Source organism: Chryseobacterium tagetis (assembly GCF_016735585.2).
GTDB lineage: Bacteria > Bacteroidota > Bacteroidia > Flavobacteriales > Weeksellaceae > Chryseobacterium > Chryseobacterium tagetis.
Genome location: NZ_JAERSE020000001.1, coordinates 799,449 through 823,126, shown reverse-complemented (window position 1 = coordinate 823,126; position 23,678 = coordinate 799,449). Strand labels below are relative to the sequence as shown.

The 23,678-nt window shown below is 34.4% G+C and carries 23 protein-coding genes; 12 read left to right on the top strand and 11 right to left on the bottom strand.

Annotation, left to right across the window (positions count from 1 at the left end):
* Positions 1–8: 8 nt before the first annotated feature.
* The 6 genes from JI747_RS03570 to pdhA form a co-directional block, all read right to left on the bottom strand.
* A complete protein-coding gene (locus tag JI747_RS03570) occupies positions 9–926 on the bottom strand; it encodes a hypothetical protein (protein ID WP_225686329.1) in 918 nt (305 codons plus the stop codon).
* Complete coding sequence (gene radC / locus JI747_RS03565; protein WP_225686328.1) at positions 923–1,600, bottom strand: RadC family protein; 678 nt, start codon at positions 1,598–1,600, stop codon at positions 923–925. The genes JI747_RS03570 and radC overlap by 4 nt, the downstream gene beginning before the upstream one ends.
* 34 nt (positions 1,601–1,634) lie before the next feature.
* Positions 1,635–2,216: a murein L,D-transpeptidase catalytic domain-containing protein gene (locus JI747_RS03560; RefSeq protein WP_225686327.1), complete on the bottom strand. Its 582-nt coding sequence runs from the start codon at positions 2,214–2,216 to the stop codon at positions 1,635–1,637.
* A gap of 12 nt (positions 2,217–2,228) precedes the next feature.
* Positions 2,229–2,897, bottom strand: a complete 669-nt coding sequence (locus JI747_RS03555) for an ABC transporter ATP-binding protein (protein ID WP_225686326.1) — start codon at positions 2,895–2,897, stop codon at positions 2,229–2,231.
* A gap of 126 nt (positions 2,898–3,023) precedes the next feature.
* Entirely contained in the window at positions 3,024–4,622 is a 1,599-nt protein-coding gene (locus JI747_RS03550) for a pyruvate dehydrogenase complex dihydrolipoamide acetyltransferase (RefSeq protein WP_225686324.1), read from the bottom strand.
* Between the two features lie 81 nt (positions 4,623–4,703).
* Entirely contained in the window at positions 4,704–5,705 is a 1,002-nt protein-coding gene (pdhA, locus tag JI747_RS03545; protein WP_225686322.1) for a pyruvate dehydrogenase (acetyl-transferring) E1 component subunit alpha, read from the bottom strand.
* A 562-nt stretch (positions 5,706–6,267) separates the two neighbouring features.
* Between pdhA and JI747_RS03540 the strand changes: the two genes are divergently transcribed.
* On the top strand, positions 6,268–6,870 hold the full coding sequence (locus tag JI747_RS03540; RefSeq protein WP_225686321.1) for a phosphatase PAP2 family protein: 603 nt from the start codon (positions 6,268–6,270) through the stop codon (positions 6,868–6,870).
* Between the two features lie 9 nt (positions 6,871–6,879).
* On the top strand, positions 6,880–7,344 hold the full coding sequence (locus JI747_RS03535) for a BlaI/MecI/CopY family transcriptional regulator (RefSeq protein ID WP_225686320.1): 465 nt from the start codon (positions 6,880–6,882) through the stop codon (positions 7,342–7,344).
* Positions 7,345–7,398: 54 nt separating this feature from the next.
* Here JI747_RS03535 and JI747_RS03530 read toward each other — a convergent pair whose 3' ends face one another.
* Positions 7,399–7,761 (bottom strand): RNA recognition motif domain-containing protein, encoded by a 363-nt coding sequence (locus JI747_RS03530; protein ID WP_225686319.1) that lies wholly within the window; start codon positions 7,759–7,761, stop codon positions 7,399–7,401.
* A 308-nt stretch (positions 7,762–8,069) separates the two neighbouring features.
* Here JI747_RS03530 and JI747_RS03525 point away from each other — a divergent pair, with 308 nt between their 5' ends.
* From JI747_RS03525 to JI747_RS03485, 9 genes are all read left to right on the top strand, one after another.
* A complete protein-coding gene (locus JI747_RS03525) occupies positions 8,070–8,474 on the top strand; it encodes an acyl-CoA thioesterase (protein ID WP_225686318.1) in 405 nt (134 codons plus the stop codon).
* Entirely contained in the window at positions 8,471–9,031 is a 561-nt protein-coding gene (locus JI747_RS03520; protein WP_225686317.1) for a helix-turn-helix domain-containing protein, read from the top strand. Before JI747_RS03525 ends, JI747_RS03520 begins: the two co-directional genes overlap by 4 nt.
* Positions 9,032–9,182: 151 nt before the next feature.
* Complete coding sequence (locus tag JI747_RS03515; RefSeq protein WP_225686316.1) at positions 9,183–12,026, top strand: heavy metal translocating P-type ATPase; 2,844 nt, start codon at positions 9,183–9,185, stop codon at positions 12,024–12,026.
* A gap of 2 nt (positions 12,027–12,028) precedes the next feature.
* The gene (locus JI747_RS03510; protein ID WP_225686314.1) at positions 12,029–12,757 is read left to right on the top strand and encodes a DUF72 domain-containing protein; all 729 of its coding nucleotides are present in this window, start codon (positions 12,029–12,031) and stop codon (positions 12,755–12,757) included.
* Between the two features lie 130 nt (positions 12,758–12,887).
* Positions 12,888–13,754 carry a polysaccharide deacetylase family protein gene (locus JI747_RS03505; protein ID WP_225686312.1) on the top strand — a complete coding sequence of 289 codons (867 nt, stop codon included), beginning with the start codon at positions 12,888–12,890 and terminating at the stop codon, positions 13,752–13,754.
* 201 nt (positions 13,755–13,955) lie between these two features.
* Positions 13,956–14,615 carry a YggS family pyridoxal phosphate-dependent enzyme gene (locus JI747_RS03500; protein ID WP_225686311.1) on the top strand — a complete coding sequence of 220 codons (660 nt, stop codon included), beginning with the start codon at positions 13,956–13,958 and terminating at the stop codon, positions 14,613–14,615.
* Positions 14,616–14,672: 57 nt separating this feature from the next.
* Positions 14,673–15,857, top strand: coding sequence for a sigma-54-dependent transcriptional regulator (locus JI747_RS03495; protein ID WP_225686310.1), 1,185 nt, complete (start codon positions 14,673–14,675; stop codon positions 15,855–15,857).
* A gap of 91 nt (positions 15,858–15,948) precedes the next feature.
* Positions 15,949–17,310, top strand: coding sequence for an MATE family efflux transporter (locus JI747_RS03490; protein ID WP_225686309.1), 1,362 nt, complete (start codon positions 15,949–15,951; stop codon positions 17,308–17,310).
* 123 nt (positions 17,311–17,433) lie between these two features.
* Positions 17,434–18,252 (top strand): GLPGLI family protein, encoded by an 819-nt coding sequence (locus JI747_RS03485; protein ID WP_225686308.1) that lies wholly within the window; start codon positions 17,434–17,436, stop codon positions 18,250–18,252.
* A 279-nt stretch (positions 18,253–18,531) separates the two neighbouring features.
* Here JI747_RS03485 and JI747_RS03480 read toward each other — a convergent pair whose 3' ends face one another.
* Together JI747_RS03480 and JI747_RS03475 are read right to left on the bottom strand one after the other, a co-directional pair.
* The gene (locus JI747_RS03480) at positions 18,532–19,035 is read right to left on the bottom strand and encodes a GNAT family N-acetyltransferase (RefSeq protein ID WP_225686307.1); all 504 of its coding nucleotides are present in this window, start codon (positions 19,033–19,035) and stop codon (positions 18,532–18,534) included.
* 57 nt (positions 19,036–19,092) lie between these two features.
* On the bottom strand, positions 19,093–19,671 hold the full coding sequence (locus JI747_RS03475) for a Crp/Fnr family transcriptional regulator (protein WP_225686305.1): 579 nt from the start codon (positions 19,669–19,671) through the stop codon (positions 19,093–19,095).
* An 88-nt stretch (positions 19,672–19,759) separates the two neighbouring features.
* On the opposite strand from JI747_RS03475, the gene JI747_RS03470 reads away from it, so the two are divergent.
* Positions 19,760–20,449: an HAD family hydrolase gene (locus JI747_RS03470; protein ID WP_225686303.1), complete on the top strand. Its 690-nt coding sequence runs from the start codon at positions 19,760–19,762 to the stop codon at positions 20,447–20,449.
* Positions 20,450–20,457: 8 nt separating this feature from the next.
* Here JI747_RS03470 and JI747_RS03465 read toward each other — a convergent pair whose 3' ends face one another.
* Entirely contained in the window at positions 20,458–21,207 is a 750-nt protein-coding gene (locus tag JI747_RS03465; RefSeq protein ID WP_225686302.1) for a hypothetical protein, read from the bottom strand.
* 62 nt (positions 21,208–21,269) lie between these two features.
* Positions 21,270–23,672, bottom strand: coding sequence for an alpha/beta hydrolase family protein (locus JI747_RS03460; RefSeq protein WP_225686301.1), 2,403 nt, complete (start codon positions 23,670–23,672; stop codon positions 21,270–21,272).
* Positions 23,673–23,678 lie beyond the last annotated feature (6 nt).

Sequence of the window (23,678 nt, the reverse complement as noted above, 5' to 3'; positions counted from 1 at the left end):
CAGTTCAATTAATTTTTGAAAAATTTACCATTCAAAATGAGTTTCAAAAGCTTTCTAAACAATTCTTTTTTAGAACTCTCTGTAATACTATACGGCTTCAACTCTGGACGAAAGCCACGGAAGAATTCTTCAATGTTGGGTAAGCTTCCTCCTTCAAAATCAAAGATGTGAGTCTGAATGTCCTCTTTTATAGCTTTATCAATTAAAACAGAGGCTCCCGATAATTTTACATATTCTTTATCATTGAAAGTTCCTAAAAGAGCAACCGTATTTTTATCAAAAAAAGTGACTATTATATTAATAATTTTCGACTTATAATAGAAAGCTGAAAATTTAAGATACTTCATTTTAAAAAATAATTCAAAAATCTTCATAAAGCTAAGTGTATCATCTTCATTTTTGGTTCCGATAAAATTGGCTTTTATAAAGTTTTTTGCCTCCTCATAAGTAATCTCTTTTATTTCAGAATTAGCAGAAGTTTCCTCATCTAGTCTTAATTTCCGTTTTCTTTTAGGAGAATATTTCGCATATACATTTTGATATAAATCAGGATAAATAATAAAATTATTTTTTAATTCAATTTTTGAGTTAAAGCAATTGGTGTCATTAAATGTATAAATCCTTACTAAATAATTTTCATTTAAAAAATGCAAAAATTTTTCATTAACTTCGATACTATCTTCAGGAGAAAATATTCCTAATTGCTGGCACAGCCTTGGATTATGTACGATTTTAACACCATATTTCTTTACAAAAGGGATCGGCATTACAGCTTCATAATCATTGTAAATCAAAAGTTCCCATTGTTTCCCGGAAGTAATATCTAAGAAATCTTTTGTCGCAGAATATTTTCTTTGTTGAGAATTTTCCAGGCAGTCAGAATATTTTTTAAAATCTATTTCGTGGTATTTTACTCTCCTAATCATAATAATCCTTCGTCTGAGAAACTGAAATATGAATTTTGGGTAATAATTAAATGATCCAATAGCTGAATACTTAGCATATTTCCGGCTTCTTTTATTTTTTGTGTAATGTCAAGATCATCTATACTGGGTTTGAGATTTCCGGAGGGATGATTGTGGGCAATGATAATACCCGTAGAAAAATGATCTAGGGCGGTTCTGAAAAGAACTCTAACATCTACAACAGACTGATTTATCCCGCCTTGTGTGAGCTGTGTAAAATGAACAATTCTATTGCTCTGATTTAAAAATATAGCCCAGAATTCTTCAGTTCTTAAATCTGACAAATGATTTTTTAAAGTAAGATAAGCATCGTTACTGCTCGAGATCACTCGTTTTTCAGGAAGCTGCTGATCGGTTCTTCGCCTCCCAATTTCTAAAGCAGTTACTATGGAAATGGCTTTCACAGATCCCACTCCCTTGAATTTCATTAAATCTCTTAAAGAAAGTAAACTCAGCTGATTCCAATTATTATTCACTGACGCCAAAATTTTTCTGGCTAACTCAACTGCCGTTTCATCTTTATTTCCACTTCCCATAATGATGGCTAATAATTCCGAATCAGAAAGTGAGTTTTTACCTTTTGATAAAAACTTTTCTCTCGGTCTGTCGTCTTCAGCAAGAAATTTAATAGACATTGTTAGAATTATAAATTATACGGAAGTTATGAATTTAATAAAAAGCATACAACAAGATAGGTTGTTTTGATGAGTCAATATACCTTGCGGTTTCATCAAATGCGTTCTTTGATAGCATTGGGCAACCGAAACTCAGACATGCAGGATCCGAAGATTCATTATCCGGAATACAGTAATAAGAATGAAGAACAATAGCTCTTGATCTTGCATTGCTATTGGTTTCATCTAAACCATCCAATCGATAGGCTTTCCCAAATTTTCCTGTATAGCTCTCTCTTATTTCATATTTCCCTAAAGATGACCGGTGGGAACCATCAGTATTACTGAATTGTAAAGCATTCGAATTTTTAACTACCGAACCGTCACCATGAGCGACAATCGCCTTTTGCAATATCTTATCGTTTTTCAGATCGTAAACGAAATATCTGTACTTTCCCGAATAGATTTTAAAGTTGATGAAAACAGCTAAATTCTGATTATAATCTTTCCCTTTAATGTAATTCTTTACTTCCAGAATTTTCGACTTTGGCAGATAATCAATAGCAGTATTGGCCTGAGATTCAAATTTCGAACAGGAAATAAGGAAGAAAAATAAAAAAATAAAGTGTTTCATCATTTGCGGAACTGTTTATTCGATAATCATTCCGTCTTTCATTACTAATTTTCTGTCGGTAATATCAGCAAGACCAGGATTATGGGTTACAATCACGAAAGTCTGGTTATATTTATCTCTCAAATCGAAAAAAAGACGATGAAGATCATCTGCATTTTTTGAATCCAAATTTCCTGTAGGTTCGTCTGCAAAAATAATTTTTGGAGAATTAATTAAAGCTCTTGCCACAGCAACTCTCTGTGCTTCTCCACCAGATAACTGATTAGGTTTATGATGTAATCTCTGCTCTATTTTCAGGTCTTCAAACAAAGCATAAGCTTTTTCCATCGCTTCTTTTTCGTTAACTCCGGCAATTTTTGTAGGAAGCAATACATTTTCCAAAGCTGTAAATTCCGGAAGCAGCTGATGAAACTGAAAAACAAAACCAATATTCTGATTTCTGAATTTAGAAAGCTGCTTATCGTTCATATTAATGAAAGACTCTCCGGCAATCGTTATTTCCGTATCAAAACTTTTCGAGTTCGTCGGAAGATCCAATGTGCCCAAAATCTGCAAAAGTGTAGACTTTCCTGCTCCGGATTCTCCTACAATAGATACAACTTCTCCAACTTTTATATGAATATCGACTCCTTTCAATACTTCCAAATTCCCATATGATTTATGGATATTTCTTGCTTTAATCATGATTCAAAAATAGTAAATTGATTTGGAATATAAGATAATTTTAAATCGAATTCTAAACAATGAATAAAGTACTCAAATAAAAAAGCCTCCCGAATTGAGAGGCTTTTATAGGTACAAATTAGAAAATTACAGTAACAAAGTTAATGGGCTTTCTAAATATGTTTTTAATGTCTGTAAGAACTGAGCTCCTGTAGCACCATCTACGACTCTGTGATCACAAGCTAATGAAAGCTTCATGATATTTCCAACTACAATCTGACCGTTTTTTACAATCGGTTTTTCAATGATCGCTCCTACTGAAAGGATTGCAGAGTTTGGCTGATTGATGATACTTGTAAAGGTTTCAATTCCGAACATTCCCAAGTTTGAGATCGAGAATGTAGAACCTTCCATTTCGTTTGCTTTAAGACCTTTAGACTTCGCTCTGGCAGCCATATCTTTCACAACAGCAGAAATTTGAGTATAGTTCATCTGATCTGTATTTTTAAGTACAGGAACTACTAATCCGTCAGGAATAGCAACGGCTACACCAACATTGATATTTCCTCTGTGAATGATCTTATCACCTGCCCAGCTTGAGTTTACCTGTGGGTGTTTTCTTAACGCAACAGCTGTTGCTTTAATGATCATATCGTTGAAAGAAATTTTAGTATCTGGTAAAGAATTGATTTCTTTTCTTGCCTCAATTGCTTTATCCATATTGATCTCTACCATTAGGTAGTAGTGAGGTGCAGAGAATTTACTTTCAGAAAGACGTTTTGCGATAATGTTTCTTACCTGTGAATTCGGAGTTTCTGTATCTTCACCCTGAACAAAGCTTAATGCAACTTGTGTAGCAGGACTTGCAGACGGAGCTGAAGCTGCTGATTGTGCAGTTGGCTGATAGTTTTCAATATCTTTTTTAACAATTCTTCCGTTTTCACCTGAACCCTGAATGCTGTTGATATCAACACCTTTATCCTGAGCCATTTTCTTCGCCAACGGAGAAATTGCAATTCTGTCTGTAGATGAAGAGCTTGCAACCGGAGCCGCTTTTTCTTCTGCTTTAGCTTCAGTTTTCTGTTCAGCAGGTTTTTCTGATGATGAAGCCACTGGTTTTGCAGCACCTACACCAGAAACATCTGTTCCTGCAGGGCCAATAATTGCCAAAACGGTATCAACTGGAGCAGCACCTCCTTCTTCTACCCCCTGCTTCAATAAGATCCCGTTGAATTCAGATTCGAAATCCTGAACCGCTTTATCTGTTTCGATCTCAGCAAGAAGGTCTCCTTCTTTTACTGTATCTCCTACATTCTTGTGCCATTTTGCCACTTTTCCTTCCGTCATTGTATCAGAAAGTCTTGGCATTGTAATCACTTCTACTCCTGCAGGAACTTCAGCAGATGCCTGTTCCGGAGCAGCAGTTTCTGCTTTAGGCTCTTCTTTTTTTTCTTCAGAAGCTGCAGCAGGAGCAGACGCCCCACCTGTTAATCCTGAAATATCTTCTCCTTCATTACCAATAATTGCCAAAACTGAGTCTACAGCCGCTGCATTGCCTTCTTCTACACCTATATATAAAAGAGTTCCTTCTATTTCAGATTCAAAATCCTGAACCGCTTTATCTGTTTCAATTTCGGCAAGGATATCACCTTCCTTTACCTTATCGCCTACTTTTTTATGCCATTTAGCCACTTTTCCTTCCGTCATAGTATCAGAAAGACGTGGCATTGTAATCACTTCTGCCATAATATATATTGATTTGAGATTTGAGATTCGAGATTTGAGATTAGGGAAACTCAAATTCAAACTTCAAATTAATTATTAATTTTAGTTTTCTAATTTGTCTAAGAATGGATAATCTTCCTGAGCGTATACATATTCATATACTTTCTCTGCATCCGGATAAGGAGAGTTTTCCATGAACTCTACGCACTCTTCAACGAAATCTCTGGATTTGTTATCTGTAGCTTCCAATTCTTCTTCTGTAGCCCATCCGTTTGATAAAATTCTTTGTTTTATCAATTCAATAGGATCATCATTTTTATGAATAGCAACTTCTTCTTTAGATCTATAAGGTTCTGCATCAGACATTGAGTGACCTCTGAAACGGTATGTTCTAGCTTCAATGAAAGTAGGTCCGTCTCCTCTTCTTGCTCTTTCGATAGCCTCATAAGCAGCTTCAGCCACTTTCTCAGGATCCATCGCATCTACAGCAAGACATGGCATTTCGTATCCTAAACCTAATTTATAGATATCTTCGTGGTTAGCTGTTCTTTTCACAGAAGTACCCATTGCGTATTGGTTGTTCTCAACAACGAAAATTACAGGTAACTTCCAGTTCATTGCCATGTTAAATGTTTCATGTAACGACCCCTGTCTTGCAGCTCCATCTCCGAAGAAACAGATGTTTACAGCCTGTCTGTCGAAAAATTTATCCGCAAAAGCAATACCAGCTCCCAAAGGAATTTGTCCTCCAACAATACCATGACCTCCATAGAAACGGTGCTCTTTGCTGAAAATATGCATAGATCCACCCATACCTCCGGATGTACCTGTAGCTTTACCACAAAGTTCAGCCATGATTCTTTTAGGATCTACTCCCATCGCCATTGGATGGATGTGGCATCTGTAAGCAGTAATCATACTATCTTTAGTTAAATCCATTGCATGCGTGAAACCAGCAGGAATAGCCTCCTGACCGTTATACAAATGTAAAAAACCTCTGATTTTTTGTTTTAGATAAAGAGAACGGCATTTGTCTTCAAACCTTCTCCACATAGTCATATCTTCATACCACTTAAGGTATACCTCTTTAGAAAATTCTTTCATGTGTTGAGCTCTTGCTTATTTATTATGAAATAGTTGAGCAAAATTATGAAAAAAACTTTGTTTTTATTGTATGCATAAGTAACTTTTCGTTTTTTCTCTAAAATATATTTGCAGGCAGCGTGGATTATTCTTAATTTTCGACCCTTGGAAGTATTCATCTAATAGTATACTGACTGTTATTTCTTACTAGCATATCTTAGAAATCGGCCTATCAGCAGAAGCTTCCTAAGATAACTCATGAAACATGACATCAAAAAACATTACATTTTATTCCATTATTATTTTCATCTTTAATTATTGTTAACATATCTTTTGGTAATTTCAACAGGTTCTTTTCCCGTACAATTTCTATAAATTTCAATGTTAAGTCTTTTAAATTTTAAAAAAAATACTGTAACGCTTTGCTTCCCTCTATCTAAAAATAAAACTACTCCGAACACAAAGAAATAATATAAATATAAATTTCACCACATTATCTAAGGCATCTCAAAAATGAATCACAATCAAATCTACATTGTTTTTTTGCCCTTATAATATTATATTTACATTATCAAACTAAAACATGGAAGAAAAACAGCCTTCATTTATCCTTAAAGTATCAAAAATAATTTCAGATTTCTTTAATCCTTTACTTTCTTTATTTATATTCTTTTTATATATGAGTGTAAAGAATTATTCACTGAAAGATTCATTATTGTATTTCTTACCTATACTATTACTTGTTATTGTTCCTGTTATTATATGGCTTATTTGGAATGTAAAGACAGGAAGATATACCAATATGGATGTTTCGAACCGGGTACAGAGAAAGACCTTATATATATTTATAGCGGTCTGTATCATCGCATACATCGCGTTTAATTATATCAAGAACGGATATATTGATTTGGTTATGGTATCTATACTAATTCTTCTTTTTGCTCTACAGATCAGTAATTTTTTCATTAAAAGCTCCATGCATACGGCATTTAATATATTTGTAGCAGCACTATTTTATGCTATTAATCCAATTACGGGGCTTATCTGGCTGGGAATTGCCGCTCTAGTGGGGATTACGCGGATTATTTTAAAAAGACATACCCCGAAAGAAGTATTCATGGGAGCGTTTATCGCTTTTATCGTATCTTTTATTTACCTATATTGCAATATAGAATTTCAACATTAAGAATCTACTATGAAAATCAATCATCTTACCGCTGCAGAAGAAAACTTAATGAAACTATTTTGGAAGCTGGAGTCTTTTTACTTAAAAGATGTTATGGAGCAGCATCCGGAACCTAAACCCCATCAGAATACGGTTTCTACTTACCTGAAAATTTTAGTCGAAAAAGGCTATTTATCTACAGAAAAAGAAGGAAGAATTTTTAAATATACAGTTCTTGTTCCTATAGAAGAATATAGAAAGTTTTTATTAAGAGAGCTTTCTCATAATTTCTTTAATGATTCAGGAAAGGAAGTTTTGGAGTTTTTGTTCAGTGAGAGTCTGATTTCCCAAAATGATCTGAAAGGGTATTTTGATCTTAAAATAGAACTGAAGCCAGCAAAGCCGAAGCTAGAATATGCTGAAGAAATTTTAAATCCTAAAAAAGATAAGAAGAGCAAGGAAAAAGAAAAGAAAAAGAAGAAGAAAAAAGACTAATTCTTTTAAAATAAAACATAAAAAAAAGCGGCTCCGAAAAGCCGCTTATATTTTTTACCAACGATTTCCACCGCCGTTACCTCCTCTGTTGTTTCCGCCGTAACCACCACCGTTACCTCCACGGTTGTTTCCATAACCACCACCTCTGTTGTTATCGAAACTTCTTCTTGGTTTTTCTTCTCTTGGCTTAGCCTCAGACACGTTAAGTACTTTACCGTTAAGTTCTTTTTGGTTAAGAGCTTCAATAGCTTGAGCTCCTTCTTCGTCACCCATTTCGATGAATCCGAAACCTCTAGAACGACCAGTTTCTCTGTCTGTTACAATTTTAGCAGATGTTACATCGCCAAATTCAGCGAATAGATCGTGCAACTCATATTCTTTAGTTGCGTAATTGATGTTTGAAACAAAAATGTTCATTTTAAATAAAATTAAAAAATTAATAAAAATTTGGCATATAAAAGAAAAACAACATAAATTAATGAACAAATATTGATTCCAAATATAAACGATTGCAAGTTACAATTAAAAATAACAAATCAAAGCTTTTTTATCATTAATTCTCTTTTAATATTGAATTAAATTAAAAAAGTGCTGTAGAATAATATTTAACCTGCATTTTACTCTCCTTAATTGAGAAAACAAATCATTATTTTTCAATAACTAAATCTTATTAAGCTCTAAAAACTAGTTTTTAATCCTAAATTTGTGCTGCTAATTATTAGAATATGAACTATCATACTAGAAAATGGGTAAAACCTGAAGACTTAAATCCTAACCAATCACTTTTTGGAGGAAGATTATTACAGTGGATTGATGAAGAAGCTGCGTTATACGCCGTGATTCAATTAGAAAATAAAAAAGTAGTTACAAAATTCATCTCAGAAATCAACTTTGTGAGCTCTGCAAAGCAAGGTGATATTATAGAAATTGGTATCGAAGTTTCAGCTTTCGGCTCTACTTCTCTTACCTTAAGATGTGATGTACGAAATAAAATGACACATCAAACTATCATTACAGTTGACCGAATTGTAATGGTAAATTTAGATCAGGACGGAAATCCTGCTCCGCATGGGAAAACAAAAGTTGAATTTGTAAAAGACAGGTTGCTAAACAATCAGGATCAACAATGAAGATATTCATAAAAAATATGGTTTGTGGCAGATGTATTTCTGCGGTGACGGGTATTTTTAATGAAGCTCATATCAAAATTGCATCTATTCATCTTGGTGAAGTGGAGACAGAATCTGACCTTTCGGAACAAGACCTTCAGTCTCTTGAAAAACAATTGTTGGAGACAGGTTTTGAAAGAATAAAGGATTCTTCCCATCAGCTTGTTGAAAAGATCAAAAATCTGATTATCGTAAAAATAAGTGAGCTTGATGTTGATGAAAACTTTCTTCTTTCGGAATTTTTAATCTCAAAACTTCATAAAGATTACAGTTCGCTCTCAAAAACTTTTTCCCAGAACGAAAATATTACCTTGGAGCAGTTTTTTATTCTTCAGAAGATTGAAAAAGTGAAGGAGCTTCTTTTATATAATGAATTTACCCTGACAGAAATTGCAGGAAAGCTTGGTTATAAAAGTGTTCAGCATCTCTCATCACAATTCAGAAACAGTTCTGGATTTACTCCCACCGAGTTTAAAAAATTGAAGATTCACAATAGAAAACCGTTAGATCTTGTCTGAAAATTAAGCCTATTAGAGTTTTGAAAGATAATTTATGATCAAAACTCTAATCCTTTCTATATCCTCTGCCAAATTCTATAAACTTTATCCTTAAATTTATAACAACCTTCCTGTTGTATTTTGGAAATTTGTACTATAAATTAAAAGGATCATGGAAAAACAATATAAAATACTCGGAATGACCTGCTCCGGTTGCCAGAAAAAGATTTCTGAAAAACTGAACAGCATTGAAGGAGTACAAGCTGATGTTGACTTAGAAACAAATACAGCGACCATCACTTCCGAAAAAGATATTGAATTAAATGCTTTAAATAAAGCACTGGAAGACATCGGAAATTACAAATTAGAAGATCCGAATAATCCTGAAAAAGCTTTTGTCAAACCACAAGACAGAGTCTCTCCATCATCTGTCTATTATTGCCCGATGGAATGTGAAGGTGATAAAGTATATTTTCAGCAGGGAAAAAGATGTCCGACTTGCAATATGTATTTGGTGCCTATTGAGGAAAAATTAGCTAAAGATCCTAATCACAAACCTACCTACTCTTCTACGAACTTACCCGAAAATTTCAAAGACAATATCGGGAAATATTATTGTCCCATGTTTTGTGAAGGAGACAAGATCTATGACGAAAAAGGTGATTGTCCGGTTTGTCATATGCATTTGGAAGAAATTACCGATGATCTGATTAAAAACTCAGAAAACCATTCACATCATCACTCTCACGATCACAGTCATCATCATGAAGCTCCTAAAGTTACCGATGAAATGGCAGGAAAATATTACTGCCCGATGTATTGCGAAGGAGATAAAGTATACGACAGCAATGTCGGATGCCCGGTCTGCGGAATGGATCTGGTGAAATATCCTGAGAAAAAAGCAGCAAAATACACTTGTCCGATGCATCCTGAGATCATCAGAGATGAACCGGGAGATTGCCCTATCTGTGGAATGGATTTAGTAAAAATGCCTGACACCAACAATGACGGTGAAGATGAAACTTATAAGTTGCTAAAAAGGAAATTCATCATTTCTTTAGCCTTTACGATTCCCGTTTTTATTCTTTCCATGGGCGGAATGTTTATTAATTTTCCTTTTTCACATCAGGTTCAGGGCATTATTGAGTTTATTTTAACGCTTCCTGTCCTTTTGTATTCAGGATGGTTCTTAATGAAAAGAGGCTGGGTTTCTTTTAAAACCTGGAATTTAAATATGTTCAGTTTAATTGTATTAGGTGTTGCTGCTGCATTTATTTTCAGCATTGTTGCTTTGGCTTTTCCTGATATGATTCCGCATGAAATTCGAGGTCATAATCATGAGATCCCATTATATTTTGAAGCAGTCTGCGTGATTTTGACATTGGTGATTTTAGGCCAGCTTATGGAAGCTGCTGCTCATAAAAAAACAGGAAATGCAATCCGTGAACTGATGAATCTTTCACCAGATGAAGCGAACCTTATGGTAAATGGAGAAGAAAAGAAAGTACTGCTTTCGCAGGTAAAAATAGGAGATCTGTTAAAAGTAAAACCCGGCGAGAAAATTCCTGTTGACGGAAAAATCACAGAAGGAAGCTCTTATGTAGACGAAAGTATGATCACAGGAGAACCTATTCCCGTTGAAAAAAGCCTTAACGATAAGGTTTCTTCAGGAACTATCAACGGAAACCAGGTATTCATTATGAAAGCTGAAAAAGTGGGTGATGAAACGTTGCTTTCACAGATCATCAAAATGGTAAATGAAGCCAGCCGAAGCAAAGCTCCGATTCAGAAACTGACGGACAAGGTTGCTAAAGTTTTTGTTCCGGCCGTTATTTTAATTGCTGTTCTTACATTTCTTTTATGGCAGTTTTTCGGGCCGGAAGGAAAAAGAAGCTTATTTGCTTTTGTAAATGCAGTTGCAGTTTTAATTGTTGCCTGTCCATGTGCTTTAGGATTAGCCACACCAATGTCTCTGATGGTCGGAATCGGAAAAGGCGCTCAAAACGGCATTCTCATTAAAAACGCGGAAGCGCTTGAACAAATGAATAAAGTAAACGTTCTAATTACTGATAAAACAGGAACGTTAACGGAGGGAAAACCATCTGTAGAATATATTGAAACACTTCATAAAGATCAAAATTCAATCCTGAAATTAGCTTATTCATTGAACCAAAATTCTGAACATCCTTTATCCAATGCGGTGATAAAAAAAGCTCAAAACAACAATATTCTTCCTGAAAAAGTGGAGAAATTTGAAAACATCTCAGGAAAAGGCGTAAAAGGAAATATCAACGGAGAAACAGTTTATCTTGGAAATGAAAGTTTATTAATTTCCCATCAGATAACAATTCCCGAAAATTTAAAACAGAAAGCCATTGAAATTCAGTCAAAAGCGCATACAATTTCGTATGTTGCTCAAGGCAATACCGTTTTAGGGTTTATCAGCTTTACAGATAAGATCAAGGAAAGTTCTAAAAAAGCTGTGCAACAATTGCTAAGCGAAGGCGTAGATGTTATAATGATGACCGGTGATAACGAACATACTGCAAAAGCTGTTGCAGAAGAATTGGGAATCAGACATTTTAAAGCTAATTGCCATCCAGAAGATAAATTAAATGAAGTGAAAAAGCTTCAGCAACAAGGAAAAATCGTGGCTATGACCGGAGACGGAATCAATGACTCCCCCGCTCTTGCCCAAGCCAATATCGGAATCGCAATGGGGACAGGAACTGATGTCGCGATTGAAAGCGCTGAAATCACTTTATTAAAAGGGGATATTCTTGGAGTTGCCAAAGCAAAATTATTAAGCGAGAAACTCCTGAAAAACATTAAAGAAAACCTGTTTTTTGCCTTTATTTATAATGTCTTAGGGATTCCCGTTGCGGCAGGATTATTGTATCCTTTCTTTGGAATTCTTTTATCACCGATGATTGCAGCAGCAGCAATGAGCTTCAGTTCTTTATCTGTGATTTTAAATTCACTCCGTTTAAATTCTGTCAATTTAGAGAGTAAATAAACATGAAAAAAGAAAGTCTTTATATCGGCTGTTCAGGGTTTTACAATAATGATTGGAAAGGATCATTATATCCTGAAGCTACCAAAAGTAAAGACTTTCTTTCATTATATTCCCAAACTTTCAACTGTGTAGAAATCAATTCAACGTTTTACAGGAATCCAACGGCTAAAACGCTTCTGAAATGGAGTGATGAAACTCCTGAAGATTTCAGATTTTTTGTTAAAATTCCGAAAACAATTTCCCACGAAAAGCGTCTGAAAGATTGCAATGAAGAGATTACAGAATTTTGTAATCATATTCATGACCATTTAAAAGAAAAACTTTCAGGGTTTCTCTATCAGTTCCCCCCTTCTTTCAGGAACACGGAAGAAAATATTGAAACAATTCTTAAAAACATTGATTTCGGCTATTTAAATGTCATTGAATTCCGTCATGAATCTTGGTGGGATCCTCAGGTTTTTAAAATTCTCAAAGAACATGAGATTGTTTTTTCAGGAGTAAGCTTCCCCGGGAATCTCCCGGAAGAAGTTATTACAAACCATTCCGAGGTTTTATATTACAGACTTCACGGAAAGCCTGTTCTTTATAAATCCGAATACAGCACAGAGTTCCTTAATAATTTGGCTGAAAAGATCAGAAAAATCAATAAGAAAACCTTTATCTTTTTCAATAATACATGGGGAAATGCCGCTGTGACTAATTCTCTATATTTAAAAGAATTACTTTCATAATATTGTCTTATTCATAAGATTATTAAAAATTCCTTAAAAAGTGAAAAAAGGAAAAAAATCGGCATGTAATTTGTTAAGAATAATTTACAAAAATTAACAATTTTTAACAATTTAAATTCCGAACCATTTTATGAAAAAAACTTTTGCGGAAAAGTCTAGAAACAAGACTTTTCTTGGGATGTTTGCAGTGATGAGTGCAACATCAATCTTATTCAACGGGTGTAACCGAAAAAACGACAAAAAAGAATCAGATATACCGATTCCCCAAAAACTCCCCGTCGCAAAAGTCATTCCTAAAATTGATGATGAAAATGTAGCATCAGATAAAAGAGTTATTTACCTTACGTTTGATGATGGCCCGAACCAAGGGACAAAAAATCTCCTGAAAATTTTAAACAAAAGAAATGTCTGTGCAACCGCTTTTATAGTCGGAAAACATGTCTATGGAAGCAAAACACAGAAAAACGATTTTGAACTTCTGCAAAAAGATCCGTTGGTAGAACTGGCAAATCACAGTTTCACCCATGCCAGTAATAAATACACTGATTTTTATAAAAACCCTCAAGCTGTTGTGCATGATTTTGATACAGCAAAAGACAGCCTGAAATTGTATGATAAAATTGCAAGAACTCCGGGTAGAAATATCTGGAGGCTTAATAATACGAATGTAACTGACCTTAAAAGTTCTACTGAAGCAGCTAATAAGCTTAAAGAAGCCGGATATAAAGTCATCGGTTGGGATCTGGAATGGAAACCAGGTCAGAAAATGGCATTAAAAGGAAATCATCAGGCGATGCTGAAAAAAGTAGACAGCATTTTTTTCAATGATCTGGAAAAAACTTCAAGACATCTTGTATTTCTTACTCATGATCAATATTTAACAGATTCTGATTCTATCAATGAGCTTGATTTGTTTATTGAACAGCTTCAGAAAAGTAACCGTTTTGTATTTAAGAAAATTTCAGAATATCCTAAGATCAATGAAGTGTTGAATTAATTCAAATATTCAGTTTTCCTGTCATTCTGAACGAAATGAAATGAAGTAAAGAATCTGCTCTCAATTTTTACCAGATCAGATTCTTCCTTCGTCAGAATGACGGGATAACTACTTTTTCTTTAAGTTGTAAAACACAGTTCCTTGTTTTAAATTTTATAAATTCATTCGTTTTTTGCTTTTAAAATTCAGAAATTTGCAAGTATGAGCATTCAGGAAAATTACAATACAATAAAAAATCAGCTTCCAGAAAATGTAGAATTGGTTGCTGTCTCTAAAACGCATCCGGTTTCAGCGATTCAGGAGGTTTATGATTTAGGGCAAAGAGTCTTTGGTGAAAACAAAGTACAGGAGGTTATGGAAAAATATCCTCTTCTTCCCAAAGATATCCAATGGCACCTTATCGGGCATTTGCAGACCAATAAAGTGAAGTATATTGCAGAGTTTGTAGATACGATTCAAAGTGTGGATTCTGAAAAATTAATTTTAGAAATCAACAAAGAAGCAGCAAAGTACGAGCGAAAAATTAAAGTTTTGCTTCAGGTGAAAATTGCAGAAGAAGAAAGCAAATTCGGATTGGAAATTGAGGAAGCTAAAGCTTTGTTTCAAAACTATATTAACGGAGCCTATTCAAATATTGAAATTACAGGATTGATGGGAATGGCAACATTTACAGACAATGAGCTGCAGATCAGAAAGGAGTTTTCTGTTCTTAAAAACCTTTTTGATGAACTGAGTAAGCAAAAGCCTTTAGAAACTTTATCTATGGGAATGAGTGATGATTTCCCTGTCGCAATAGAATGTGGCGCCAATTCAGTAAGGGTAGGTTCTGCAATTTTTGGCAGAAGAGATTATACGAAATAGATCATTTAGGTATGCTTTTTGCTAATAATTCAATCAAAAATTTCTAAATTTGCAACTATGCAAAAAATCCTTATCGTAGAAGACGAAAAAGCAATATCGGGAGTTCTTCACAGTATTCTCTCAGATGAACTTACTGATTATGAATTTGTAATCGCCGAAGATGGCCTTGAAGGCTATAAACAGGTAGAGAAAGAAGATTTTGCATTGGTGATTTCTGACATCAAAATGCCGAAACTTTCAGGAACTGAACTTTTGAAACAGAGTTTAGCATTGAAGCCTGAAACTACTTTTATTATGATTTCCGGGCACGCAGATATTGATTCTGCGGTTTCCTGTTTAAAGGATGGTGCTTACGATTTCATCTCGAAACCAATTGACATTAACAGATTGATTACAAGTGTCAAAAATGCTTTAACTAAAGAAACACTTAAAAAGGAGAACAAAAATCTTCAAACTGAAAATAAAACGCTGAAGAAAAAAGTCAACAAAAAATATCAAATGATTGGTGAATCTGCAGGATTACAGAAGATCCAGGATATGATTGATAAAGTTGCCGTTTCTGATGCCAGAGTTTTAATTACAGGACCAAATGGAGCTGGAAAGGAGCTTGTAGCCCATGCTATTCATAACCAAAGTGAAAGAGCAAGAGGACCAATGATTGAAGTAAACTGTGCGGCTATTCCTTCTGAACTTATAGAATCTGAACTTTTCGGTCATGTAAAAGGATCGTTTACAGGAGCTATTAAAGATAAGCAGGGGAAATTTGAACAAGCAAACGGAGGAACTATTTTCTTAGACGAAATTGGAGATATGAGCCTTATTGCTCAAGCAAAAGTGCTAAGAGCGTTACAGGAAAGCAAAGTTTCTCCTGTAGGAAGTGATAAGGAAATAAAAGTTGATGTAAGAGTATTGGCAGCAACCAATAAAAATATGCAGACGGAAATAGAAGCAGGAAGATTCAGAGAAGACCTTTATCACAGACTTTCTGTGATTGAAATCTATGTACCGCCATTGGATGAAAGAAAAGATGATATCAAATTATTGGTAGAACATTTCTCTGGAGTGATTGCCGATGAACACGGTACGGCTACAAAAAAATTCGATGATAAAGCAATCAAGGCTTTAGAAGCCCTTTCCTGGACAGGAAATATCAGAGAGTTGAGAAATGTGGTGGAAAGATTAATTATTTTAGGAGGAAACACAGTTTCTGCCGAAGACGTTGCAAGTTTTGTAAGGAAATAATGTAAATTATTACTTAATATAAATTATAAAAATTGCAGTATCATTTGTTACTGCAATTTTTTTTTGAACTCAAACTATATGAACTATAAATATGAACTTTTTACATAAAAAATACACAAAAGAAACTCTGACACTCGCCTTACCGGTAATGCTCACCCAGGTAGGACAAGTCTCAGTAAATTTATTTGACAACATCATTGTCGGAAAACTATTGGGAGCAGATGCACTGGCTTCTGTATCTTTAGGAAATGCAGTATTTTTCTCCATGTTTGTTTTAGCATTGGGATTCTCGTTTGCGATTCCTCCATTGGTTTCCGAAGCCCATTCACAACATGATCATAAGACGATCAATTCTGTTTTCAGCCACGGATTTATTATTAATATGTCTGTAGGTATTATTTTAATGGGAGTTTTGTTTTTGGGGATGCCACTACTCTATCATTCGGGGCAGCCTGCTACAATCATTCCTAACACGGTAGACTTTTTAACCATTATGGCAGTCAGTATTGTTCCGTTCATGGCATTTCAGACCTTAAGAGAGGTTTCTGAAGGCTTATCTTATACAATCGGGGTAACGAAGGCTACGATTATTGCCAACGTGATTAATATCGTTCTTAACTATGTCTTTATTAAAGGGCTTTGGATATTTCCTGAAATGGGAGTAAAAGGATCCGCATTGGCAAGTTTAATCGCTCGTATCTTCATGGTTGTTTTTCTTTATATTGTATTATTAAAAGAACCTAAAACGAGACAGTACATTAAAGCCTTTTCTTTAAAAGTTGAAGTTTTTTCTAAAAAAATGTTTGATAAAATGCTGAGATTAGGACTTCCTACTGCATTACAGATGTTTTTTGAAGTTACTGCTTTTGCCGGAGCAGCATTTATCTGCGGATTGATTTCTGCTCATGATATTGCCTCTCACCAGATTGCTTTGAGTATGGCTTCATTTACCTTTAACCTATGCGTAGGTTTCAGTGTTGCCTCTACTGTAATGATCGGACGTAAGCTTGGTGAACAGAATTATATAGAGCTAAGAAAAGTCGGGATCAATAACCTGAAAATCGCTTTTATTTTCATGTGCATTTGCGGGATTGTCTTTATTTTAGGCAGAAATATTCTTCCTACTTTCTTTACGAAAAAAGAAGAAATTGAAGTAATCACCTTGGCTTCCAAATTGATGATTATAGCCGCATTATTTCAATTATCAGACGGAATTCAGGTGACTGCTTTAGGTACATTGAGAGGCCTTCAGGATGTAAAAATCCCGTCAATCTATACTTTTATTGCATATTGGATCATTACCATTCCACTGGGATATTTCCTTTGTGTCACTTTAAAAATGGGTGCTTTTGGGATGTGGATCGCGTTAGGTTTAGGGCTAACTATTTCAGCATTTTTCCTTGTCAAACGATTTCTCAATATGTCTGCCAGAAAGATAAAATTGAATTCATAAAATAGTAAACGGTCCTTTTAAGGATCGTTTTTTTTTTTGTAATCCTGTTTCATTATCTCATGAAGCAAAGAGAGGATATTCGTATTTTTGTTTTCATTAAAAATCAAAAAAATTATAATTTCGATGAAAAAAATCTTTTTCCTATTAGGCATTTGCACATTATCTTTCTATCAATCACAAACCAATAGGTTTATTTACGAACTCCAATTCAGAGCAGATGCTAATCAGGAATACAGAAAAGCTTTAATGAATCTTGATATCAGTCCGAAATCCGTTAAATTTTACGATAAAAATTTTGCTGATTATGATTCCATCAATAAGAGTTCTCAAATGGGCAATTCTCATTTCAGTACCAAAACAGATCAGGTGATCGAAAGACAGCCCAATTCTTTTAAAAACAACTGGTACAGGGATTTTTTTGAATATTTTGTTGTAAAAACAAATGATGAGATGAAATGGAAACTCTTATCCGATACTCAAACATACAATGGTTATACCTTACAAAAAGCAACTACAGATTTTGGAGGCAGACAATGGACGGCCTGGTTCTCTAAAGAGATAGATATTAAAGAAGGGCCTTATAAATTCAGAGGACTTCCTGGATTGATTTTTATTATTGAAGACGATAAAAAAGATTTCATTTATAAACTAGTTAAAAACATAAAACTCCCAAAAACCTATACTACAAAAGACTTTGTTGAAACACATTATGGAAAAGCAGCATTGCCTATATCCAATGAAAAATTCAATAAATATGTTGAAGACACCTATTCTGATCCTGTAAGAATGTTTTCTAATGGGGTAAAAAACGGTGGATCTACTTTTGGAAAAGAAACGGTAGAATCTGTAGAAGAGCTTAATAAAAAGAAAGCCATGCTGCAAAAAGGAATCAAAAGCCGATATATCTATATTGAAAAGGATAAAGAACCTAAGTTTAATTAATAAAAAACTCGCTTTTCAGCGAGTTTTTTTTATGTTTTGTCACTTACTTCTAATTTATATAATGTATAACATTGTAAGTTCTTTTTTAAACATAAAAAAAGTCCCTCAAAAAGAGAGACTCAAAAAACACAAATGATGAAAAAAAAATTTCACCACTAATCTATTGCTTTTAAATGGAACATACAACCTTTCTAAAAATCTTTTTTTATTTACTCATTTTTAGATAACAGCAATTGAACGTCCGATTTAATGAAAATCCTCTCAATATATATCTGAAAATCACTCAAGTCTCTTCCCCAAAATCACTAAAGTCCGTTCTACTCCATCCAATACAGCAACATCAGGAAGGACACCCCAATCTTCGAATCCAAAATGTCTGAATAATTTCAGGCTAGGTTCGTTATGCAGGAAAATAAAGCCTAGCAAAGTTTTTACGCCCAGTTTTCCGGCATTATCTATACAATATTGCAGGACTTTCTTTCCAAAGCCTTTTCCTCTGCTACTTTCGCCCATATAAATGCTCATTTCTACGGTTCCGTCATAGGCGGGTCTTCCATAAAATGAAGAAAAACTTACCCAGCCAACCACATTATGCTCCTGATCTTCAATCATCCAGAGAGGCCGGGTCTCTGGATTATGTTCTTGAAACCATTTCAATCTGTTTTCTACGGAGACTTCTTCCGTATCTGCGGTTACCATTCTGGAGGCGATTGTTGAGTTATAAATCTCAACAATTTTAGGTAAATCTTCAAGAGCTGCATTTCTGAACGTCAATTCTTCCATTATATATGATCCTGTTTTTGCAAAGATACATGAAGATTTCCGTTCTATGACAGCTAATTATTCGTCACGCTCCTTATCTTTCAACTCTTTAAAAGCTCTGTTAAGACTTCTTACCGTAATCCCCAGATAAGCAGCCATATCTTCTTTTGAAATTTTCATTTCTTTAGATTTTACCTCCAGAAGCTGGGATAAGGTGTGCTCTGTTGTGTGAAGCTGCTGATAAGAAGCCCTGCTCGATGTATTGAAAATACGGTCTGCAAAAACATCAAGTAATAAGTTATTCAATGTCAGATCATTTTTAATCAGAGACTGAAAATACGGGATCGTCATCGAATACACGGTAACTTCTGTAATCGCTTCAATACTACACAGACACGGAACATTCTTAATAACCTCTATTTCACCGACAATTTCTCCTTTTCCTAAGAATTCAACAATATATTCTTTATCATTCTCTTCCACGAAATAGCATTTCGTAATTCCACTTTTCACAAGCATGATCTTGGTGGAAATCTCATTTTGTGTCAATATTTTATCTCCTTTTTCAAAAGATTTCAACACAATATTCTCTTTATGATCCTGATTCTCATAAAGTTTTTCTAAATAGTCTAAAAATGGTTGATTCGTACGTAACATATTTTACCGGGGACAAATGTCCTTTTCTGTTTTGTTTTTTATACTGATTTTTGTGACCGAAAATTACAAAAACTAAAGTAAACTAAATATGAATAATGACATAACCACAATCGCTTTTGATGCAGATGATACTCTTTGGATTAACGAGCCTTATTTTCAGGCGGCTGAAAAGGAGTTTTGTGTCTTATTGGAAGATTATCTTCCGCAACATTCTGTTTCTCAAGAATTATTCAAAACGGAAATGAAAAACCTTCATTTGTATGGATATGGAGTAAAAGGGTTTATGCTCTGTATGATTGAAACAGTGAGTAAAATTTCAAATGATACTGCACCTTTAACATTAATCAATAAAACGATTGAGATCGGTCATGAACTTCTTCAAAAACCTGTTGAACTTTTAGATGGTGTTACTGAAACCTTAGAAAACCTAAAAGGAAAATACAAATTAGTTGTCGCAACAAAAGGCGATTTACTTGATCAGGAACGTAAATTAAAAAAATCCGGATTGCAGGAATATTTTCATCATATTGAAATCATGAGCGATAAAAAAGAAAATGACTATCTAAAACTTTTAAAACATCTGGATTGTCAACCTGAAAACTTTTTAATGCTTGGAAACTCCATTAAATCTGATATTTTGCCTGTTTTAGAAATTGGAGGATCAGCCGCTCATATTCCGTATCATGTAACGTGGTCTCATGAACAGCATGATCTTAATCTGGAGCATTCTAATTTTATGGAATTGGAAAGGATTAATGATATTTTGAATTATTTATAATACACTTTCTATTCCTCTGGATCTATAATTCCATATCGACAAAATTTTAAATATTTTTTGATATACTCGGAATGGTATTTTTTTTCAAAATAAGCAATCTTTTCATAATAAGGAACTTTTTTTCGCGTGTACAAATAGTGTCCACAAATAAATTCAACCATTTTTTCTGAAGAATTCAAATCATTCAAAACAATCTGATCAAGCTTTTGCGTTAAAAAATCAATCTCTTTTTTTGACCAGATTGTTTTTGCATTGAACATCTCGACTACACTTAAATATTCAGGAGTATTGTTTTTTTTATTAATAATCATACTATCCTTCCACTTCTTTTCCCACTCCATTTTATCTATCAACTGTTTCTCAGAAATTACATTCAAATAGATTTTAGTATCTAAACTGGAAACACCACCGACACATCCTTTCAAAACACTCACAGAATCTTTAGTTTTTAAATAATATTTAAATAACTTTTCAAGTGATTTTGATTTTCTATTAAAGAGAATATTTGAAGCATAATATTTGGCAACAGGATTTCCATTATAAGCGATATATTCTATTTCTTTATCAGTAGCAATTTTATCTAATTCCAAATGAAGTTTATACACTTCACTTTCTGATCCTGAAACACCTATATGTGAGCTTTCTGCCCTTTTGCTTTGGGATATTTGCTGAAAATACTCATTCACTTTAGTAGATAGTTGACCGAAATGTAATATTGGAAAAAGTACCAGAAAGATCAATACTTTAATTTGTTTCATGGTTGTAATTTAGTTTAAAAATAAAAACTCGCTCAAAAAGAACGAGTTTTACTATCATTTTATTATTTCTTCAAACATTTCTCTAAGAACTGATCCTGTTCCCAAAGCAAATGCAGGATATTTTCTTTGGCTGCGTACCCGTGAGCTTCTTTTGGAAGAAGAACCATTTTCACAGGAGCTCCAAGATTTTTCAGTGCCTGAAAATATCTTTCTGTCTGTAGTGTAAACGTTCCAGGATTATTGTCGGCATCTCCGTGCACCAATAACAATGGAGTTTTCATTTTATCAGCGTTCATGAATGGAGACATGGCATTGTAGATCTCCGGAATATCCCAATAATTTCGCTGCTCACTCTGGAAACCAAATGGAGTTAATGTTCTGTTGTACGCTCCACTTCTTGCAATTCCGCAGGCGTAATCTTTAGAATGAGTCAAGAGATTGGCGGTCATAAATGCTCCATAAGAATGGCCTCCTACTGCGACTTTATTTCTGTCGATATACCCTAGTTTGTCAACCGCATCAATGGCTGCTCTACCATCTGCTACCAACTGGGGAATAAATGTATCATTCGGCTCAGTCTTTCCTTCTCCGATAATCGGGAAAGCGGCATCATCCAATACAGCATATCCTTTTGTTGTCCAATACACGAAAGAACCGTAGTACGGGAATGTAAAGTCATTGGGGTTTTGTGTACTTTGTCCTGCCGTATTTTTATCTTTATATTCTGTAGGATACGCCCAAATCAGCAAAGGAAGTTTTTCTTTCTTAGCTTTTCTGTCATAGTTTGCAGGCAGATAAAGCGTTCCGGTAAGTGTTACTCCGTCGTTTCTTTTGTACGTAATCACTTCTTTATAGACATCTTTTATACTTTCAAAAGGATTAGCAAAATTGGTCACCGATTCTGTTTTATTTGACTTTATATTTCGCTTGAAATAGTTCGGATATTCACTTGCTGATTGCTGTATGGTAAGAATTTCGCCCTTAGACGGATTTAAGATATCAATTATCTCTTCTTTTTGATTTTTTAGGTTAGAAGTATATAATCTTTTTTTCTTTAAGGTTTTAATATCCATTTCATCGATGAACGGATGCTGCCCGTCTTTTGTAAAACCAGCTCCTATTAAATAAGCCTTTCCGCCTTTTACATCAAGAACGGTTCTTCCAAACTGATTTTTTGTGGTATTGAAATTTCCGGGATCGCTGTAGACATCCTGATAATTTCGGTCATCAATCACTTTAGATTCATTGGTATTAAGGTCTACCAAGAAAGATTTTGTATTTCTTGTATCATACCAGGATTCGTGAACAATGGCATAATGATCATTCGTCCAGCTTACATCATCATATCTTTGTTTAGTTTTGAAGAAAGATTTAGGAGCGGCATTAAATGGAGCTTCCCAAGTGAAAATTTCATCTCTGTATTCAACAGGTTTTGACTGGTCTCCTCCATCCAATGCTTCTGTATACACTAAAGTCGAAGGCATATCACTTCTCCAGCTCACATCTCTCTTTCCTGTTCTTACAGAAGAGAATCCTTTCGGCATTATTTCATTCAATGGAGTTTCATTCACTACTTTCACAACATTTCCATTACTATCATAAACCGTTGTCGTCATTGGGAACCGGCTTAAAGGAACGATATAAGAGAATGGTTTTTTAATCGTAGTTGCCATTAAATAACTTCCATCCGGAGAAAAACTTAGCCCGGCATACATATCTTTATCTTTTACTTTATTCAGGTTTCCGTTGAGGTCAACTTTATAAATATCTGAAGAAGTAAGGATTTCAAAATTCGTTTCATCCTGAGGATTTTTCAAAAGATCCTGATACGTTCTGTTTTGAGATACTTTTCCGTCTGCTGTAGAAACAATAGGACCGGTAGGTAAATCTTTACTGGAATCAATTAAAGTTCCTCTATTCTGCGGCAATGTTCTGATCAGTACATTCTGAGAATCTTTGTACCAAACATAAGGAGAGCCTAAATTAGCATTCAGATTATCTGATGTGATCTTTTTAGCTGTAGCCGTTTCCAGATCAACGATCCAAAGCTCTACTCCTTTTCCTGTGGTATTGGTAAAAGCGAATTTCTTCTCATCCGGAGAAAATGAAGTATAGGCTATTTTAGGATTTGAAGGCAGATTTTTAACCTGTGTTTCATTTTTATCGCTGGTCTTTCTTACCTTCAGATTATTCATATAGGTAACACTGCTGGAAATATTGGTGCCAGGATTAATTCTCAATCCTCCAAGCTTCATTTCCTGCTGACTCAGATCTTCAAGGGTTTTATAAGTCGGACGGTAGGTAAAAACAATCCAGTCTTTTTTACTGTTCATCAAAACACTTGGTGGTCTGTCATAATCAGCAAGTGTTAAAATTTCCGGTGAAGGTTTTTGATACGTAATACTTTCCTGCGCATTGTAGAAATTAAGAAACGCAAGAAGACAGATTGTTAGTTTTATCTTCATTATAAT